This is a genomic window from Plantactinospora sp. WMMB782, from assembly GCF_049179135.1.
Classification (GTDB): Bacteria; Actinomycetota; Actinomycetes; order Mycobacteriales; family Micromonosporaceae; genus Plantactinospora.
On sequence record NZ_JBMHMC010000007.1, the window covers coordinates 4,786,547 to 4,802,304 of the forward strand.

Below are 15,758 nucleotides of genomic sequence, written 5' to 3' on the forward strand. Positions count from 1 at the left end.
GCCCGGCCGGCGCGGCGCGCGCGGCAGGCGGACCGATTCCGGGTACGGCTGCCGCACGAGTGCCAGGAGCGGCGTACGCCACGTGCGTCGACGTCGAGCGAGGAGCCAGTTCCGTTGAGTCGGGTTCCGTTGAGTCGGGTTTCGTCCGGTCGGGTTTCGTCGGGCCGGGCGGTGACCCGGGTGGTGGACAGCGACCCGCTCGGCGGCACCGTACGCCGTACCGTGCTGCCCAGCGGGCTGCGGGTGCTCACCGAGGCGATCCCGGCGATGCGCAGCGTCTCGTTCGGCATCTGGGTGGCGGTCGGCTCCCGGGACGAGACCGGCTCGCAGGCAGGTGTCTCGCACTTCCTGGAGCACCTGCTCTTCAAGGGCACCCGCAAGCGCAGCGCGCTGGACATCTCGGCGGCGATCGAGGCGGTGGGCGGCGAGACGAACGCCTTCACCACCAAGGAGTACACCTGCTACTACGCCCGGGTGCTCGACCAGGACCTGCCGCTGGCCATCGACGTGATGTGCGACCTGGTCGCCGACTCGGTGCTGGCCGCCGCCGACGTGGAGACCGAGCGCGGGGTGATCCTCGAAGAGATCGCCATGCACGACGACGAGCCCGGCGACGAGGTGCACGACCTGCTGGCCAGGGCGGTCTACGGCGACCATCCGCTGGGCCGGCTGATCTCCGGCACCGAGGAGACCGTCTCCCCGATGTCCCGCCGGCAGATCCAGAGCTTCTACCGGCGCCGTTACACCGCGCCGTCGATCGTGATCGCCGCCGCCGGCAACCTGGACCACGCCGACGTGGTCAAGCTGGTCCGGCAGGCGCTGGCCGGTACGTCCCTGGACGGTGAACCGGCCGCCCCGGCCCCGCTGCGTCCGGCCGGGACCCGGGTACGTACCAGCCGGCCGGGCAGCGTGGTCGAGCACAAGGAGACCGAGCAGGCGCACGTGGTGCTCGGCTGCCCCGGCATCGGCCGGCTCGACGACCGGCGGTTCGCCCTCGGGGTACTCAACAACGTGCTCGGCGGCGGCATGTCGAGCCGGCTCTTCCAGGAGATCCGCGAACGGCGCGGCCTGGCCTACTCGGTCTACTCCTACGCCAGCCAGTACGCCGACACCGGCCTCTTCGCCGTCTACGCGGGCTGCGCCCCGGGCAAGGTCGACGAGGTGCTGCAACTGGTCCGGGCCGAGCTGGCCGAGGTCGCCGCGCACGGTGTGACCGAGGCCGAGCTGGCCCGGGGCAAGGGCATGGCGAAGGGCTCCTACGTGCTCAACCTGGAGGACACCGGGTCCCGGATGAGCCGGCTGGCAAAGGGCGAGCTGCTCTTCGGCGACCTGCTGCCGGTCGACGAACTGCTGGCCCGGGTCGACGCGGTGAGCGCGGACGAGGTGAACGCGCTCGCTGCCGACCTGCTCGCCCGGCCGATGTCGCTGGCCGTGGTCGGCCCGTTCGACGGCGACGACTTCTCCATCGCCCCGGGCTGACGCCCCGGCCCGCCGGTCGCGGTCCGCCCGTGTCGGACGGGCTCCTGCCGGGCGTGGTGAGCAGCCTGGGTCGGTGTCGCGGTGGGATAGGTTGTGGCCCGTGAGCGACGAGCGTGAAGCTGTGAACGACGCGACGGGCCGGCCGCTGCGGGTCGGCGTGCTGGGTGCCCGGGGCCGGATGGGTCTCGAGGTGTGCCGGGCGGTGGAGGCGGCCGAGGGCCTCGACCTGGTGGCCAGGGTCGACCAGGACGACCCGCTCTCCGCCGTGGCCGACGCGGGCGCCGAGGTGGTGGTCGACTTCACCAACCCGGACGCGGTGCTGGGCAACCTGCGCTGGTGCGTCGAGCAGGGCATCCACGTGGTCGTCGGCACCAGCGGCTTCACCGGCCAGCGGCTCGACCAGGTGCGCGACTGGCTCGCCGACCGTCGCGGGGTGGGCGTGCTGATCGCGCCGAACTTCGGCATCGGTGCGGTGCTGATGATGCAGTTCGCGGCGCGGGCGGCCCGGTACTTCGAGTCGGTCGAGATCGTCGAGCAGCACCATCCGAAGAAGCTCGACGCGCCCAGTGGCACCGCCACGCACACCGCCCGGTTGATCGCCCAGGCCCGCGCCGAGGCCGGCCTCGGCGCCGTGCCGGACGCCACCAAGGACGAGCTGCCGGGTGCACGCGGCGCCGACGTCGACGGGGTACGCGTGCACGCGGTCCGGGCGACCGGCCTGGTCGCGCACCAGGAGGTGCTGTTCGGTACCGCCGGTGAGACGTTGACCATCCGGCACGATTCGTACGACCGGGCGTCGTTCATGCCCGGCGTACTGCTGGCGGTGCGCGCGGTGCCGCACCGCCCCGGGCTGACCGTCGGCATCGACCCGCTGCTGGACTGAGGTCCCGCTTGCGGGGCCCGGGTCTGCCGCGCGGCCGGCCAATTGCTGACTGACCAGGCTTCCGGCCTGGGCGGAGAAGTCTGTCGCGCAGGCTGTCGAGCTGGGTGCACAAGCGGGGCACTGTGCCGCGCGGCCGGTCGGGCGCATCAGCGGGGCAGCTCGACAGTCTCGTCGGAAGGTCCTCTGTCCCGACGGCCCGCACTGCCCCCGTCGCGTCGGCCCGGCCCGGCCCGGCCCGGCCGGCTCGGCCCGGCTCGGCTCGGCTCAGCCGGCCCGGCTCGGCCCGGCTCGGCTCAGCCCGGCTCGGCTCAGCCGGCCCGGCTCAGCCCGGCCCGGGGCTGGCTCAGCCCGGCGCCGGCTCCGACCCCGGCTCCGGTGGTTCGGCGGCGAGCGAGACGTGCAGCCGGAGCTGCGGGACCAGCAGGTCGTCGACGTCGAGCGCCCGGGCGGCGCCGTCCGGTTCCCAGCCGGCACCGCCGAGGAACTTCCGGGTCGCGGCGTCGGCGTCGAACGCCCAGGCCACCGCCGTGTCGAAGCCGTCGGTACGCCACAGGTCGACGCTGGCGGCGAGCAGCCGGCTGCCGTGCCCGCGCCGCCCCCAGCGCGGCTCGACCAGCAGGTCCGTCACGGCGACCACACCAGGACCGAGCGCCTCGGCTGGTTCCTGCGGGGCAAGCGCCTGCTCGTCGGGGGGCCCGGATGCGGCAAATCCCACCAGATACGATTGTTCGGCCTGCTCGACGGCGACCAGGACGCGGTGCCGTTCGGAGGGTGGCGCCTCGACCGCCGCACTCCACCGGCGACCGAGCCACTCCTCGTCCAGGTTGTCGAGCACGTGCTTGGGCAGCATCCTGCGGTACGCGACCCGCCAGGTCGCGAGTTGGATGCGTGCGATCTCGCCGGCGTCTGACGGACGCGCCGGGCGGACGTACCCGAGAGCCATGAGTGGGAAGCCTACGCAGGGCAGGGAGGGCGGTAATGGCGCAGGGTGCCGGTTGGCGTACCCGGTACCAGGTGCTGTTCGTGATCGCACTCGCCGTACTGGTCGCCGGGTTCCTCTCCGTGGCCGCCGCCCGGCACGGCTTCTTCGACCTGCGGGTCTACTACGGGGCGCTGCACCACTGGGTACGCGCCGACGGCCAGATCTACGACTGGCTCAAGCCGGACAGCAAGTACGGCTTCACCTATCCGCCGTTCGCCGCGCTGGTGATGCTGCCGCTGGCGTACCTGAACTGGCCGGCGGCGATGGTGATCAGCGTTCTCCTGACCGTGCTGGCCAGCGCGCTGCTGATCTGGTGGCTCGTCGACCCGATCGCCCGCCGGACGGGCTGGACCCGGTGGTTCACCCTGGCCGTCGCCCTCTGCCTGGCGGCGGCCTTCGAGCCGATGCGCGAGACGGTCAACTTCGGCCAGGTGAACATGCTGCTGCTCTTCCTGGTCGGCGCCGACCTGCTCTGGCTGGTCGCCCCGGTCACCCCGTTCGGGCGGCGGCTGCCGGAACGGTACCGCCGGTTCGCCGGGGTGGGGATCGGGCTGGCCACGGCGATCAAGCTGACCCCGGGCATCTTCATCGTCTACCTGCTGGTCACCGGGCGCTGGCGGGCGGCGTTGGTGGCCAGCGGCAGCGCCGCCGGGGCGACCCTGGTCGCCGCCGCGGTCGCCCCGGACGCGTCCCGGGAGTTCTGGACCACCGCACTCTGGGACACCGACCGGGTCGGTTCGCTGTCGTTCATCTCGAACCAGTCCTGGCAGGGTGTGGTCGCCCGGCTGGATCCGGACCATCCGAACACGGTGCTCTGGCTGGCGCTGGTGGCGGCCACGGTGGCGGTCTGGATCTGGCGGGTACGGGCCACGGCCGCGGTCGGTGACGAGGCGACCGGGCTGGCCCTGACCGGCGTGGTGCAGAGCCTGGTCAGCCCGGTCACCTGGGTGCACCACCTGGTCTGGCTGATCCCGGCGCTGATCCTGCTCGTCGACAACGCGTACGCCGCCCCGGCCGGGAGCGGGCGGCGGCGCTGGCTGCTGCGGTTCGCCGTCTTCGCGTACCTGGTGCTGATCAGTCGGCTGGTCTGGGTCTGGGAGCGCCGCTTCGACGGCCTGCTCGGCTTTCTGGGCAGCAACTTCTATGTCTGGATCAGCGTCGCGCTGCTGTTGGTGCTACCCGTGCGGGGTCCGAGCCAGCTCGCCGAGGCGGCCGGCGTAGCGGAGTTCGAGCAGCCCGAGCGGCGACCGTCCCCCCGACCGTTGCAGTTCGTAGGTCGACCGCTCGCCATCGGCGACTAGCCCGGCCCGCTCGTAGAACCGGCGGGCCCGGAGGTTGCCGGCGAGTACCCAGAGCCGCAGTTCGGTCCAGCCGCGGGCGGTCAGTTCGGCGACGGAGGCGGCCAGCAGGCGCCGGCCCACCCCGGCACCCCAGCGGTCGGGCCGGACGTGCAGGCCGAGGATCTCGGCGTACCGGTGGTCGAGGCGGTCCGGGTCCTGCTCGGTCCGGTACGGCCCGGCGGTGCAGAAGCCGAGCACCTCGCCGTCGCCGTCCCGGGCCACCAGGGTCCGGAACGGGTGGTCGGGTTCGGCGGTGCCGAGGTCACGGCGGCGCTGTGCCCAGGCGGCGACGTTCAGCCGGGCCAGCACCTCGGCGGGCATGAGTTCGGCGTAACCCGCCTGCCAGCTGCGCACGTGCACCTCGGCGATGGCCGGCGCGTCGGCGGGAAGTTCGGGACTGATAGCTGGCACATGACGGTTTTATCCGGTTCCGGCGGTCAGGTCCAGCACGGTGTCGGACCTGTCGGCTAGGGTCCTACAGCGATGGCCGTACCCGAATCTTTGTCGCTGTCCCAGGCCCGGCGGATCGCGCTGGCCGCCCAGGGCTTCGGTGACCCCGCTCCGGGAGCCGTGCCGACCCGCCGACACCTGCGCCGGGTGCTCGGCCGGCTCGGGCTGCTCCAGATGGACTCGGTGAACGTCCTGCAACGGGCGCACTACCTGCCCCTCTACAGCCGGCTCGGGCCCTATCCGACCGGGCTGCTGGACCGGTCCGCCTACCGGCGCCCCCGGGACGTCTTCGAATACTGGGGGCACGAGGCGTCACTGGTCCGGGTCGACCTGCAACCGGCGCTGCGCTGGCGGATGGCCGCCGCGCACACCGACGCCTGGGGCGGGATGCGCCGGATCGCGGTCGAGCAGCCGGCCCTGGTCGCCCGGGTCCTCGACGAGGTACGCGCCGGTGGCCCGATGACCGCCGCCGAGATCGAGCACGACGCCCCCCGGGAGACCGGCAACTGGGGCTGGAACTGGTCGGCGGTCAAACGCGCCTGCGAATACCTCTTCTGGGCCGGTGAGCTGACCGCCGCCGCCCGGAACAGCTCCTTCGCCCGGGTCTACGACGTACCCGAGCGGGTGCTGCCGCCGGAGGTGCTGGCCACCCCGACCCCGGAGCCGGCGCAGGCCTACCGGCAGCTGGTCGGGATCGCGGCCCAGGCGCTCGGGGTGGCGGCCGAGCCGGAGCTGCGGGACTACTTCCGGCTGCCGGTCGCCGCCGCCCGGACCGCCCTCGCCGAGCTGGTCGAGGCGGGCGAGCTGCGCCCGGTCACCGTGCGGGGCTGGCGGCTGCCGGCCTATCTGCACCGGGACGCCCGGCTGCCCCGGTGGGTCCGGGCCAGCACCCTGGTCAGCCCCTTCGACCCGCTGATCTGGGAACGGTCCCGCACCGAACGCCTCTTCGGGTTCAGCTACCGGATCGAGATCTACGTGCCCGCCCCGCAGCGGGTCCACGGCTACTACGTGCTGCCGTTCCTGCTCGGCGACCGGTTCGTCGCCCGGGTCGACCTGAAGGCCGACCGCAAGACCGGGACACTGCTGGTGCCGGCGGCCTGGGCCGAGCCCGGCACCGACCCGGTCGAGACGGCCGGGGCGCTCGCCGCCGAGTTGCACCGGCTGGCCGGTTGGCTCGGCCTGGCCGCGGTGGCGCCGCCGGCCGGGGGAGACCTGGCCGGGCCGCTCGCCACCGCCCTCGCCGGCACACTCGCGGTACGGTGAGGTGGTGGACGGAACCGGTGACGGACGAGACGGTGTGACAAGCGTTGACGAGACCCGGTCCGAGCCTGCCGGGAGCACCGGGCACCCGGACCATCCGGGTTATCCGGGCTACCAGAGCTATCCGGGCTACCAGGGCTATGCGGTGCCGCCGTACGCCGCCGCCGAACCCGACCGGCTCACCCGGTTCGTCAACCGGATCCAGGCGCGGGCACCCCGCTGGCTCGCCCCGGTGGCGGCGCTCGGCTGCCTGGCCGGTGCCGTCGGCTTCACCCTCTTCACCGACCCGACCCGCAGCGCTCCCGACGCCGCCCCGTCCTGCATCCTCAAGCTCACCACCGGGCTGGACTGTCCGGGCTGCGGCGGCACCCGTGCCTTCTGGTACGTCCTGAACGGCGACCTGCCGGCAGCCGCCCGGCACCACCTGCTCTTCGTCTTCGCCCTGCCCTTCCTGCTCTACCTCTACGTCGCCTGGGCCGGGAAGCAGATCTTCGGCTGGCGGCTGCCGCAACTGGAGATCACTCCGAAGACGATCGGCATCTTCCTGGCCGCCTGGGGTGTCTTCTCGGTGCTGCGCAACCTGCCCTGGGCCCCCTTCGACGCCTTCTACGTCTAGTCGGCCCGGCCTGCTACGCCCGTGCTGGCGGTAGGGCTCGGGGAGCCGATCCGGTGCAGCGTCCCGTCCGGGTCGACGAAGGCGAACTCGCGCAGCCCGTAGGGGGTCTCGTACACCTCGCCCAGCCTGCCCTCGACGCCCGCCCCGGCCCAGGCGGCGTGCAGGGCGTCGGCGTCCGAGACGTAGAGGTAGACCGCGGAGGCCGTCCGGGCGGGATCGTGATCGGCCCACTCGGTCAGGTGCAGGCAGACCGCACCGCGCTCGACGAAGCCGTACCGGTCGCCACCCGGGTACGGGCGTACGGTGAAGCCCAGCCGCCGGTAGCGGTCGAGCGCGGCGTCCAGGTCGCGTACCGGCACCACCGGGGCGACCCGGTCGAAGGTGACAGGCCCGGTCATCGGCGTCCTCCAGTCGGTCGGCCCGGCATCCTCGCCGGATTTCGGGGTACGAATCTCCGGGACCGTACCTCGACGCACCGACCCGCACGCTAACCTGCACGCGTTCCAGGCAAGTCCAGGACCGACGTTCGCACAGGTCCAGAACCGAGACGGGAGAGCCACCTCCGGTGCCGCTGACCACACTGCCCCGCCGGGTGACGCCGGCCGAAGATCTCGCCGGCTTCACGGCCGCCCAGCTGACCGACGTGCTGGCGGCCTTCACGACGATCCTGGCCCTACCGCGGGCGGCCGTCGACCGCGTCGACGCCCTCGTCGTGCCGGTCGGCCAGGGCGAGGAAGGCCGGCTGCGGCACGCCATCCGGCGCTGGGAGACCAACCGGGACATCGGCCACCTACTGGTCGCGAACGGCAACCCGGCGGAGGAGACCTACACCGAGATCACCCTCGACTACCTGCGCGGGCTCGGCCTGCGCCGGCTCGACGGCGTGCACCTACAGGCCGAGCCGGCCCCCAACACCGGACTACAGGCGGGATGGATCGCCGAGCAGGTCGACCTGCTCGGCCTGGCGAGCCTCGGGCTCAGCGTCTCCGCGTACCACCTGCCCCGGGTCTATCTCACGGTGCTCAAGGCGCTCGGCCGGCGGGGTGTGCGGGTGCCCCTCGTCCCCGACCCGACACCGGTCCCGCCGGGCAGCGCCGTACCGGAGACCGGGGCGAGCGCCTACGAGCTGCTTCCCGGCGAGGCGGTCCGGATCCTCAGCTACCAGCAGCGGGGCTGGGTCGCCAGCCTGGACGAGCTGCGGCAGTACCTGCACTGGCTGTGGAGCGAGCGGCGGTCCCTCCTCGTCGAGCCGCCCAGCTGAGTAGGAGACGACCGGGCCGCCCCGGTGGCCCGGCCGTCCGTCAACCGCCCCGCTCCGTCGCTGTCAGCCGATTTTGTACGCCCGGATCACCGTCTGGGTGACCGTGTTCCCGGCGGTGTCGGTGGCGCTGGCCCGCAGCGAGACGTATCCCGGCTCGGCCGGATGCCGCAGTACCGCCTGCCCGGCCGTCACCTCGGCCGGAGCCCAGCCGACTCCGTCGTCGTAGGACACCTCGACGGTCAGCTCCTCGTTGGCGCCGGCTCCCGACCCGGGTTGGGTCGTCACGGTCACCGGGACGGTGCCGGTCTGCCCGGCCGGGGTGCTGTTGTCGCTGTCCACCCGGGGCGAGAAGCGGACGGTGGAGATCGGCAACCGGCTCGGGGTCTCGCCGTCGACGTGCCCGGAACGGAAGGTCCAGGTGACGCCGACCCTGGTGGAGAGAGTTGCCGGGCCGCCGCGTTCGGCCGTCATCGTCAGCCGGTAGTCGCCGGTCTCCGGGGGCAGTTCGATCGTCCCGTACAGGCCGTCGAGGTCGCTGACCACCTTGCCGTCACGTTCCAGGGTTATCCGTCCGGTGGCGAGCGAGGAGAAGCCGGCCCGGCCGACACCGTCGCCGTAGAGCGGGGCCTGCACGGTGAGGGTGTCGCCGAGCCGGGTCACCCACTGGTGCTCGTACGGCGGTGCCGCCACCGTCGGCCCGAACACCCCGCGACTCCACTGCTCCTGGTACGCCTGTCCGGGCCGGTACGTCATCGGCGGCGCCACCAGGCTGGTCAGGTACGCCTGCTCCGCACCGGAGCCGGTCGTCTCGTCGACCGACCGGAACCACTGTGCCCGGCCGTCGGTGTTGTAGTACTCGGTCCGGGTCGACGGCAGCGGGAACGTCATCGCGTGTGCGAAGCCGCCCATCACCGACTCCGGCAGCACCGCCCAGGCGAGTTTCCGGCCGCTGCTCCCGGACGACTCGTGACCGTGGTCGGCCCGGACCGTCGCCAGCTCGGCGGCGGTCACCTGCCGGGTGAAGCCGCTGCCCATCCGCCCCTCGTCCAGCCAGCAGAGCAGGTACGCGTACGAGTGGTCGGCCGGCTCCGGCGGGGCGAAGGTGGCGGTGGTCCGGGAGACGAACCCGGCGGCGGCCCGGTCCGGCCCGACCCGGCCGGTGCGGAGCCGCTCGAAGGTGCTGCCGAGGGTGCCGACCTCGACGGTGCGTCCGGCGGCCAGCACGCTGGTGGCCAGCTCGGCGAAGACCTGCCGGGCACCGCTGGTCGGCACGGTCACCGAGAGCGGCCGACCCAGCCGGGCGTCGAGGACGACGCTCCGGTCGCCGTCGACGTCCAGCTCCGGCTGGGCCAGGATGCTTGTCAGGTAGGCCCCGTCGAGTGGGCTGGTGATGGCGGTGAGGGCCGAGTAGCGCCCCTTCGGCACCCGCAGCGTGGCCGTGCCGTCGCCGGTGACCGGCATCGAGACCGCGTGCGACCCGTCCAGTCCGGCCAGCATGGTCAGGTAGCCGGTGGTCGGCTCGCCGGCGTGGCCGAGGTGCGCCACCTTGACGTCGTAGCTCTCCACCTCGCGGTCCAGCGCCAGCGGGGTGGGCACGCTGCCGCCACCGCCGCTCACGGTCGCGGTGAGCAGGCCGGTGAGCTGCCCGAGCGGGCCACCGTTGCCGGCCGTGTCGGCGGTGACCGTCGCCTCGGCGGTGCCGCCGGCCGGCACGGTGACGCTGCTCGGCGTGACCGTGAACATCCCGGCCGGTACGGCGACGCCGTCCGGCGCGACCGCCCGTACCCCGACCTGCATCGTCACCGGCGTGCTGCCGGCGTTGTGGTAGCGCACCGTACGCCGGATCGGGGTGTCGTCGTCGTGCGGCCAGGACTGGCGGCCGAAGCTCAGGCTCGGCGGGTCGGCGGTGACCTGCTGGTCGACGGCGCGGGCGACGTCGAGCCGGCCGGCGCCCTGGGCGAAGACCCCGAGTTCGGGGTTGGGCCGGGCGGCGGCCATCAGCGTCGCCTTGAGCCGGGGTGCCGGCAGGTCCGGGCGTTGCTGAGCCAGGATCGCGGCGGCCCCGGCGACGTGCGGGGCGGCCATCGAGGTGCCGGACATGGCGATGCCGCTTCCTTCCGCCACGTCCGGCCCGGAGTCGACGCTGCGGGCGGCGACGATCTCCAAACCGGGCGCGGTCAGGTCGGGCTTGATGGCGCCGTCGCCGAGTCGGGGGCCCTGGCTGGAGAAGCCGGCCAGCCCGTCGGACTTGCTCACCGCGCCGACCGCCAGGGCGGCGTCGGCGGTGCCCGGCGAGCCGACGGTACCGGCACCGGGGATGTTGCCGGCGGCGACCACGAAGAGGGTGTCGTGTGCCCCGGTCAACTGCCCCAGCGCCTGCTCGATCGGGTCGATTACGGGGGTGTCGGTGCCGGTCAGGCTCATGTTCACCACCCGGGCGCCGGACTCGGCCGCCCACTGCATCCCGGCGATGATCGCCGACTCGGTGCAGCCGCTGGCCGCGCAGACCTTGCCGTCCAGCAGCCGGGCGCCGGGTGCGACGCCGGTGAACCGGGCCGCGCCGGTACCGGCCACCGTGGAGGCCACGTGGGTGCCGTGCCCGATGGTGTCCCGGTCGTCCTCGACGCCGTCGGTGAAGTTGCGCTGCCCGGTCACCTGTCCGGCGAGATCGGGGTGGGTCTCGTCGATCCCGGTGTCCAGTACGGCGACCGTCACCCCGCTGCCGTCGAAACCGGCGGCCCAGGCGGCCGGCGCGCCGACCTGGGGCACACTCTCGGCGAGGGCGGGCCGGCGCAGTCCGTCGAGCCAGACGGTGCGCACCGTCGCGGCCATGGTGCGCCGGGTCGGCTCGGCGCCGGTCAGACCGGTCCAGAACCGGGGCAGCCCGTCCCGGTCCACCGTCACCGCCTGCCCGGCCACCGGCGGCAGGTTGCGGACCAGTCGGGCGCCGGCTCCGACGAGCGCGCTCTCGCCCTGCGCCCGGTCGTCGGCACCGGCGTACGTCACCAGCAGCGGCAGGTCGCCCCGGCGGTCGTAGTTGAACTCCAGCAGGGCGGTGACGTCGAAGAGCCGCTCGTCCAGCCGCCCGCCCCGGACCAGGGCGAGGGCGTCGGTGGGGATCACGTGCAGCCGGTCGCCGACCCGGCGGGTGAGGAACCCGACGTCGGTCCGGCCGGGTCCCGGCTCGACGCTGGCCTTGGAGTCGGTGGTGACGGTGACCCGGTCACCGGTGACCAGGCTGACCGTCCGGGCGCCGGTACCCGCCGCCGGGTCGGGCTGGCCGGTTCCGGGTGGGGTCGGCGAGCCGGCCGGTGCCGGGAGACCGTTCAGCGCCGCTGCCGCGTGCCCGGTCTGTCCCGGCGGTGCCGCCAGGGCAGCCGAGCCGGCCGGCGGTCCCGGTACGGCGAACGTGATCAGCAGGGCGAGACCCGTTACTCCCCACGTAAGCCTTTTAACTGGATTCATGGTGTGCCTCCCCTGGATACCGGTCATACCGGCACGGCTGCACATCGACCGAAACACATCGTCGAAGAAGCGGCAACATTGACGCCCATAGATTGAGATGATCAGCTGGTGGCTCGATCGTCCGAAAAGGACCGGGTGGCCCCGGATCACCGGGACTGGCCAGGGTGGATCTACCGGTGTGCCCCGGGTCCGCCGGCCCGGACGCCGCGGGCGTAACCGGCGAGCTGCCGGACGACCCCGGCGTCCGCGCCGAGCACGGTGGCCAGGACGTGCAGCTCGGTCTCGGTCGGCGGCCGCCGGGCGGCGAGGACCTCGGCCACCGCCGACACGGAGAGCCCGGTCCGGACGGCCAGTTCGGTGACGGTGCAGCGCCCCAGTTCGGCGTACACGCACAGGTACTGGGCCAGGGCACGCAGCGGCAGTGGCGCGGCCGGGGCGATGTGCCGGGAGAGCTGGCCGAGCGGGCCGCGCTGCCGCCCCTGGAGCGCGGCGAACAGCTCGGCGGCCCGGTGGTCCGGACGGCCGCCGTGCTCCCCGAGCAACAGCACCTGCACCGTCAGCCGGGCACAGTCGGCCCGCAGGTCCGCGATGTCGACCGCGACGTCACGGCCGGGCCCACCCCGATCCGCTGCCGACCCGTACTGCCCCCGGGGCTGGTTGGCGTCCGGCCTGCCGTCGGCGACCGGTGCGCTGTTCCGGGTACGCCCGGCCGGGGGTGCGGTGTGCCGGCCCGGCCCGGGGGCGTTCGGCCGGCGTACTCCCGGCCCGGCCCGGTTCGGGACCGGGCGGCGGTCGACGGAGCCGCCGGAACCGGCCGGGCCCGCACCGGCGTCGTCCGGCTGGGGTGGGCCGTCCGGGCGGGGCGGCCCGTCGGGCTCGGTCGGGTTGTCCGGTCCGGTTTCGTCCGAGCTGATCCGTGCCGCTGTCCGACCGGGCTCGGACGGGTTGTCGGGACCTGGCTTGTCGGAAGAACCGGGACCGGGCTTGTCAAAACCGGAAGCGGACTTGTCGGAACCGGGACCGGACTTGTCGGAACCGGGACCGGACTTGTCGGAACCGGGACCGGGCTTGTCGGAACCGGGACCGGGCTTGTCGGCACTCGTGTGCGCCGCTGTCCGGCGCCGGGCGGACTGCCGGGCGGTGGGCCGGTGCCGTGCCGCGGCGGCCTCGGCCCGGCGGTGCAGGGCGGCGGCCTCGGCCCGGACGCGGTCCCGGGGTACGTCCGCCGGCAGGCACTCGATGATCATCTCCGTGGTCTGCCACGGTGGCCCGTGCCGGTAGCGCCCGGAGAGGTGCTCGGAGAGGGTCTGCCTGCCGAAACGGGCCGGCAGTACGCCCCGGGCAGCCGCCCTGCGCAGCACCTCCGCCTGCCCGCCGGCCAGCTCCGGCCGGCCGGCCAGCCGCCGGACGTAGAGCGTGTACGCCGCCGCCTCGGTACTGGCGCAGCGGGCGCGGATCGTGTCGTCATCGATGCCGGGAGGTCCGGGGGGCATGTCGGTCGTCCTTGCCGGGTGTGGGTGTTCCCGACAATCGGCGCGCTGTCGGAAACGCGGGGGTAGGGCGCGGTTGCTCTTTTCCGACAGCCGACGGGCCGGCGAGAGTACCTGCGGTTCCTCGCCGGTCGGTTCGGCTGGCGGGCGTGCCGTGGTCCTGTCGCGCCGGCCGGTCGGCAAGCCCGCGCCGGTTGCGGCAGGACCACCACTGGGAAGATCACTGATCGTGGAAGGTCGATGACAGAATGCCTCATCGTGCCCGACTCTGGGGGACCGGGTTGCTGCTCCTCGGGACCGCCGTGGCGACCGCGACCGCTCGGGCCTGGCTGCGCCGGTGCCGTCCCCCGGCGCCCCGCCCGGACGAACCGGCGCCGGGCGGACCGAATGGGCCGGGCGGGCTGCGCCGGCCGAGCGGGCCGAGTGGGCCCGGCGGGCCGGACGCGCCGGACGGGTCGAGCGGGCCGGACGGGTCGAGCGGGCCGGACGGGTCGAGCGGGCCGGACGGGTCGAGCAGACTGGACGGGTCGAGCGGGCCGGACGGGTCGAGCGGGCCGGACGGTGCCGGCGACCGTCCACCCGCCGGGTACCGGCCACGGCACCGCCGCCGGCCCGCACGACCGCCTCTCGGCCCCCGCCCACATCCTGGCCCCGGCCGCCCCGACCCCCGTCGCCCCGGCCAACGCTGAGACCCGGTCCGCCGTGGCCGCGCTGCCGTCCCCGGCGACTGTTCCGCCACGTGCCGGCCGACAGGTCGGCAGGGGGTCGTCCGGCCGGCGGCGGGGGCGGACTAGAGTCCGAGGAATGCCGGAGATGGTGGTCCCCCAGGTCAAGGTCATCGCGTGGACGCACTTCGAACCCCCGGAGGACGTACCCTGGTCGACCGACGCGGACGGCGGCCAGGCGCTCGCCGAGTTCGCCGGCCGGGCCTGTTACCAGTCGTGGCGCAAGCCCAACCCGGCCACCGCGACGAACGCGGGCTATCTCACGCACATCCTGGAGAGCCAGCACCTCTCCGTGCTGGAGCACGGCAGCGTGACCTTCTACTTCACCGGGGTGTCCCGCTCGTTCACCCACGAACTCGTCCGGCACCGGCACTTCTCCTACTCCCAGCTCTCCCAGCGGTACGTGCCGGAGCGGGAGGCCGCGATGGTGGAGCCGGCGGTGATCGCCGACGACCCGGAGCTGCACAAGCGCTTCGTGGAGGCGGGTGAGGCGAGCCTGCGGGCGTACAACGACCTGCTGGAGGGGCTGGAGCGGCGGTTCGCCGACGTGGAGAACCCGACACTGCGCCGCAAGCAGGCCCGGCAGGCCGCCCGGGCGGTGCTGCCGAACGCCACCGAGACCCGGATCGTGGTCACCGGCAACTACCGCGCCTGGCGGCACTTCGTGGCGATGCGGGCCACCGAGGGCGCGGACGTCGAGATCCGCGAGCTGGCCGTCGAATGCCTGCGGCAACTCCAGCGGGTCGCCCCGAACGTCTTCGGCGACTTCACCATCAACGCGCTGCCGGACGGCACCGAGATCGCCACCAGCCCGTACGCCCAGTTGTCCTGAACCCTTCCCCGCCGGTCGGGCGGCGGCAGTCCGATAGGTTGTTCGCATGACCCACCACCCTGTCAACGCCGATCGGGCCGCACCCCGCCCGTTCGGCCGTCTGCTCACCGCGATGGTGACCCCGTTCACCACCGACGGCTCGCTGGATCTCGACGGTGCGGCCCGGCTCGCGGCCTACCTGGTGGACGAGCAGGGCAACGACGCGCTTGTCGTGAACGGGACCACCGGCGAGTCGCCGACCACCAGCGACGCGGAGAAGGAGCAGCTGGTCCGCACGGTGGTCGAGGCGGTGGGCGACCGGGCCCGGGTGGTCGCCGGGGTCGGCACCAACGACACCCGGCACACCATCGAGCTGGCCGGTGCCGCCGAGAAGGTCGGGGCGCACGGGCTGCTGGTGGTCACGCCGTACTACAACAAGCCGCCGCAGGCCGGGCTGGTCCGGCACTTCACCGCGGTCGCCGACGCCACCGCGCTGCCGGTGATGCTCTACGACATCCCGCACCGCAGTGGGGTGGCGATCGCCACCGAGACCCTGCTGCGCCTCGCCGAGCACGAGCGGATCGTCGCGGTGAAGGACGCCAAGGGAGACCTGGTCGCCAGCTCGGTGGTGACCGGCCGGACCGACCTGGCGTACTACTCCGGCGAGGACGCGTTGACGCTGCCCGCCCTGGCGATCGGCGGGATCGGCCTGGTCGGCACCTCCACCCACCTGACCGGGGCGCTCGCCAAGCAGATGATCGAGGCGTACGACCGGGGGGCCACCGCCGAGGCGCTGGCCCTGCACCGGCGGCTGCTGCCGCTGTTCACCGGCATCTTCCGCACCCAGGGCACCATCCTGGTGAAGGCGGCCCTGGCCGCCCGGGGGCTGCCCGCCGGCCCGGTGCGCCCACCGCTGGTGGAGGCAACCGCCGACGAGGTCGCCCAGTTGCGGGCCGACTGCGCCGACGCCGGGCTGGAGCTGCCGTGAGCGCGCGC

At 73.7% G+C, this 15,758-nt stretch carries 12 protein-coding genes and 1 pseudogene; 8 read left to right on the forward strand and 5 right to left on the reverse strand.

The features are described 5' to 3' along the window. The first annotated feature begins 129 nt into the window (after window positions 1-129). Window positions 130-1,479, forward strand: coding sequence for a M16 family metallopeptidase (locus ACN28A_RS23725; protein ID WP_421404611.1), 1,350 nt, complete (start codon window positions 130-132; stop codon window positions 1,477-1,479). A gap of 121 nt (window positions 1,480-1,600) precedes the next feature. Continuing rightward, complete coding sequence (dapB, locus tag ACN28A_RS23730) at window positions 1,601-2,362, forward strand: 4-hydroxy-tetrahydrodipicolinate reductase (RefSeq protein WP_421398173.1); 762 nt, start codon at window positions 1,601-1,603, stop codon at window positions 2,360-2,362. Window positions 2,363-2,705: 343 nt separating this feature from the next. On the opposite strand, the gene ACN28A_RS23735 is transcribed toward dapB, so the two are convergent. Further along, window positions 2,706-3,305 carry a GNAT family N-acetyltransferase gene (locus tag ACN28A_RS23735; protein ID WP_421398175.1) on the reverse strand — a complete coding sequence of 200 codons (600 nt, stop codon included), beginning with the start codon at window positions 3,303-3,305 and terminating at the stop codon, window positions 2,706-2,708. A gap of 35 nt (window positions 3,306-3,340) precedes the next feature. On the opposite strand from ACN28A_RS23735, the gene ACN28A_RS23740 reads away from it, so the two are divergent. After that, the gene (locus tag ACN28A_RS23740) at window positions 3,341-4,645 is read left to right on the forward strand and encodes a glycosyltransferase 87 family protein (RefSeq protein ID WP_421398177.1); all 1,305 of its coding nucleotides are present in this window, start codon (window positions 3,341-3,343) and stop codon (window positions 4,643-4,645) included. Between the two features lie 9 nt (window positions 4,646-4,654). Here ACN28A_RS23740 and ACN28A_RS23745 read toward each other — a convergent pair. Next, window positions 4,655-5,095 (reverse strand): annotated as a pseudogene (locus tag ACN28A_RS23745) (GNAT family N-acetyltransferase); the annotation flags it as partial. Between the two features lie 72 nt (window positions 5,096-5,167). Here ACN28A_RS23745 and ACN28A_RS23750 point away from each other — a divergent pair. Together ACN28A_RS23750 and ACN28A_RS23755 are read left to right on the forward strand one after the other, a co-directional pair. Then, on the forward strand, window positions 5,168-6,397 hold the full coding sequence (locus ACN28A_RS23750; RefSeq protein ID WP_421398180.1) for a winged helix-turn-helix domain-containing protein: 1,230 nt from the start codon (window positions 5,168-5,170) through the stop codon (window positions 6,395-6,397). Window positions 6,398-6,431: 34 nt separating this feature from the next. Next, on the forward strand, window positions 6,432-7,010 hold the full coding sequence (locus tag ACN28A_RS23755) for a DUF2752 domain-containing protein (protein WP_421398182.1): 579 nt from the start codon (window positions 6,432-6,434) through the stop codon (window positions 7,008-7,010). Here ACN28A_RS23755 and ACN28A_RS23760 read toward each other — a convergent pair. Continuing rightward, a complete protein-coding gene (locus tag ACN28A_RS23760) occupies window positions 7,007-7,408 on the reverse strand; it encodes a bleomycin resistance protein (protein WP_421398183.1) in 402 nt (133 codons plus the stop codon). The two genes, ACN28A_RS23755 and ACN28A_RS23760, sit on opposite strands and share 4 nt — an antisense overlap. Before the next feature lie 167 nt (window positions 7,409-7,575). Between ACN28A_RS23760 and ACN28A_RS23765 the strand changes: the two genes are divergently transcribed. Beyond that, window positions 7,576-8,271 carry a hypothetical protein gene (locus tag ACN28A_RS23765; protein WP_421398185.1) on the forward strand — a complete coding sequence of 232 codons (696 nt, stop codon included), beginning with the start codon at window positions 7,576-7,578 and terminating at the stop codon, window positions 8,269-8,271. Between the two features lie 63 nt (window positions 8,272-8,334). On the opposite strand, the gene ACN28A_RS23770 is transcribed toward ACN28A_RS23765, so the two are convergent. Continuing rightward, entirely contained in the window at window positions 8,335-11,736 is a 3,402-nt protein-coding gene (locus ACN28A_RS23770; protein ID WP_421398187.1) for a S8 family serine peptidase, read from the reverse strand. 170 nt (window positions 11,737-11,906) lie between these two features. Then, window positions 11,907-13,229, reverse strand: a complete 1,323-nt coding sequence (locus ACN28A_RS23775; RefSeq protein ID WP_421398189.1) for a hypothetical protein — start codon at window positions 13,227-13,229, stop codon at window positions 11,907-11,909. 810 nt (window positions 13,230-14,039) lie between these two features. On the opposite strand from ACN28A_RS23775, the gene thyX reads away from it, so the two are divergent. Further along, window positions 14,040-14,783: an FAD-dependent thymidylate synthase gene (gene thyX, locus ACN28A_RS23780; RefSeq protein ID WP_421404612.1), complete on the forward strand. Its 744-nt coding sequence runs from the start codon at window positions 14,040-14,042 to the stop codon at window positions 14,781-14,783. A gap of 46 nt (window positions 14,784-14,829) precedes the next feature. Further along, window positions 14,830-15,750 carry a 4-hydroxy-tetrahydrodipicolinate synthase gene (dapA, locus tag ACN28A_RS23785; protein WP_421398191.1) on the forward strand — a complete coding sequence of 307 codons (921 nt, stop codon included), beginning with the start codon at window positions 14,830-14,832 and terminating at the stop codon, window positions 15,748-15,750. The last annotated feature ends 8 nt before the right edge of the window (window positions 15,751-15,758 follow it).

Coding starts and splice junctions, on each gene's coding strand:
- ACN28A_RS23735 (WP_421398175.1), bottom strand. CDS start 3,305: ATGGCTCTCGGGTACGTCCGCCCGGCGCGTCCGTCAGACGCCGGCGAG.
- ACN28A_RS23740 (WP_421398177.1), top strand. CDS start 3,341: ATGGCGCAGGGTGCCGGTTGGCGTACCCGGTACCAGGTGCTGTTCGTG.
- ACN28A_RS23750 (WP_421398180.1), top strand. CDS start 5,168: ATGGCCGTACCCGAATCTTTGTCGCTGTCCCAGGCCCGGCGGATCGCG.
- ACN28A_RS23760 (WP_421398183.1), bottom strand. CDS start 7,408: ATGACCGGGCCTGTCACCTTCGACCGGGTCGCCCCGGTGGTGCCGGTA.
- ACN28A_RS23770 (WP_421398187.1), bottom strand. CDS start 11,736: ATGAATCCAGTTAAAAGGCTTACGTGGGGAGTAACGGGTCTCGCCCTG.
- ACN28A_RS23775 (WP_421398189.1), bottom strand. CDS start 13,229: ATGCCCCCCGGACCTCCCGGCATCGATGACGACACGATCCGCGCCCGC.
- thyX (WP_421404612.1), top strand. CDS start 14,040: ATGGTGGTCCCCCAGGTCAAGGTCATCGCGTGGACGCACTTCGAACCC.
- dapA (WP_421398191.1), top strand. CDS start 14,830: ATGACCCACCACCCTGTCAACGCCGATCGGGCCGCACCCCGCCCGTTC.